Genomic DNA, 2,268 nt, shown 5'->3' on the forward strand with positions numbered 1-2,268 from the left:
GCTGATGGTAGCCAAACAGAGATAAGTTCGACTGGATGATCCAAGAATCCCTGCGCCTTTAGGCAAGGGAGTGTCAATTTCTCTATCGGTTGCTATGATTTGAAGAGAAAGTCCCAAAATGCCTGGTTATTGAGAGCGCGATCGGTCGATCGCCACACACCAGTCTTAGTTATGGGTTATGTTGAAAAAACTTGTGTCCGCTTTTTAGGGGTTGCACCCGCCGGCAACTATTAGATTCCCCCCTTAATAAAATGCTAGAAACTGTCTACAAACACTTAGAAACATTGCAGGAACAAGCTAGGGAATTGCCACACCCGCAACAGGCAATTTTCACAAAGACTTTGGAAGATTTATCAAATTCTCTACAGGAAATTGCAGGCAGCCGCTTGTTTGAAAGCGCCACAAATAACGCGGCAAAGCTGGTTAAAATTGAAAAAAACAATCGCCTATTGGAACGCACTGTAGCCCAGCAAGTAGGGCAAATCAGACAGCTACGGGAGCAGTTGGAAAAACAAATCAGCCAGCATCGCAGGGACACTCAAGCATTAACTAAAAGTGAAGCAAAACTGCAAGCTATGCTGCGTAATTCTCCCGATCTAATTAGCATTGTTGGCTCCGATGGGCGAGTTCGATACCACAGCGGATCTCTACAGCGGCTTTTGGGCTACAACCCAGAAGATAGAATTGGCAAATTTCACGGCGAGTTAATCCATCCAGACGATTTGCTAGCTTGGCAGACGTATTTTGGTAAGTTGTTAGAAGCTCCCGGAATTGGGGGGGCAATCGAATACCGGAAACGCCATGCTGACGGTTCTTGGATCTACATGGAGTCAATAGGTAACAGTTTGCTTTACGATTCTAGCGTGCAGGGAATTATAATTAATTCGCGGGAAATAGGGGAACGAAAGCAAGCGGAAGTCGCTGTCCGAGAGTCGGAACTGCACTACAGAGTTATGTCGCAAATTACTTCGGATTTTGCCTATTCTTTTAAGGGACTTCCCGATGGCAAGTTCGCCTGCGAGTGGGCGACAGAAGCTTTTGAGCGCTGCACTGGGATCGTTCCTGAAGAATTAGAATCGTTTGGTTGGTGGAACTCGGAACTCGTTCATCCCGACGACAGGGAAATGTTAATTAAACAGTTAGAAGGCTGTACTTTCAGTCGCACTGGAGCTAATGAGTATCGCATTATTAATCAAAAAGGCGAGGTGCGCTGGGTGCGGGACTACTGGCAAGTGGTGTGGGACAAAACTGCTGAACGGGTTGTCCGGTTGTGGGGCGCTTGTCAGGAAATTACCCATGGCAAGCAAGTAGAATTGAAACTGCAACTCGTTAACCAAGTTTTGCAAGCCCAGATAGCATCGGCGCCGCTGGCGATTAACTGTACCAGCAATGACGGCAATACCGTTGTTTGGAACCGCGCCGCCGAACAACTTTTTGGCTGGGCTGCGGCTGAGGTTTTAGGGAAACCTTTACCGAATATTCCTGAAGGCCAAAAGCAAGATTTTTACGCGCTGCTAAAGTCTGCGTCTAATGGCAAACCGCAAAATGGTTTGGAAATATCTTTGTTGAAAAAAGACGGTAGTTCGATCGATGTTTGGCTTTGGGCCGCACCTGTGCGAGATGCGGGCGGCCAAACTGTCGGCAGTATCAACATATTTTCTAATCTTTCAGAACGCAAGCGCATAGAGGAAGAGCGCCAAAAACTAGCAGCGATGAAAGATATGGAAGAACCTTTTTGGGCGCGCTATGTCAGCCCTCCAAAAATACCGAAAAAAAAGGGTGGCGGGTAATTATCTCAAGTTACAATCATTAAAAGTGCGAAAGTGCAATCTTATGCTTGCAGGGTAAGAGGCTCTCAATCATGCTTGACAAAAGCACTTGAGAATTGGTTGGGTGGAGGGGAGATATTATTCCCTGCCCCTCCCATTTAGATATGTACGTGCGAATTTCTCCGCATACAGAGCCCGATGTTCTCAGCTTTCGCTTTTGCTCATGTGAATATAATCGTGATAGATGAGAGTGAACCGCTAGAAGGCTGTTTATTTTCGAGTTACTATGGTTGCCGTCTACATGATGTAGATTAACCCTTTCATCGCCTAGAATTTTTAAGCCATATTCCCCACATTTATGGTTTTGCCGTTTTAAGGATTTACAGGTTTCGCTGTCATAAAGTTTGCTGTTACGCTTACTCCAGTAAGGAATGAGAATTAAATAACTTCCACTCTTGAAAGTGGGATGGGCGTCCCGCCCGTCCAAAAAGGACGGGCG

The 2,268-nt window shown here is 46.2% G+C and carries 1 protein-coding gene; it reads left to right on the forward strand.

Features of this window, described 5'->3' with window-relative positions:
- The first annotated feature begins 251 nt into the window (after positions 1–251).
- Positions 252–1,790, forward strand: coding sequence for a PAS domain S-box protein (locus QUB26_RS31585; RefSeq protein WP_333247038.1), 1,539 nt, complete (start codon positions 252–254; stop codon positions 1,788–1,790).
- Positions 1,791–2,268: the final 478 nt, after the last annotated feature.

The organism is Microcoleus sp. B4-C1 (assembly GCF_036705285.1).
Taxonomy (GTDB): domain Bacteria; phylum Cyanobacteriota; class Cyanobacteriia; order Cyanobacteriales; family Microcoleaceae; genus Microcoleus.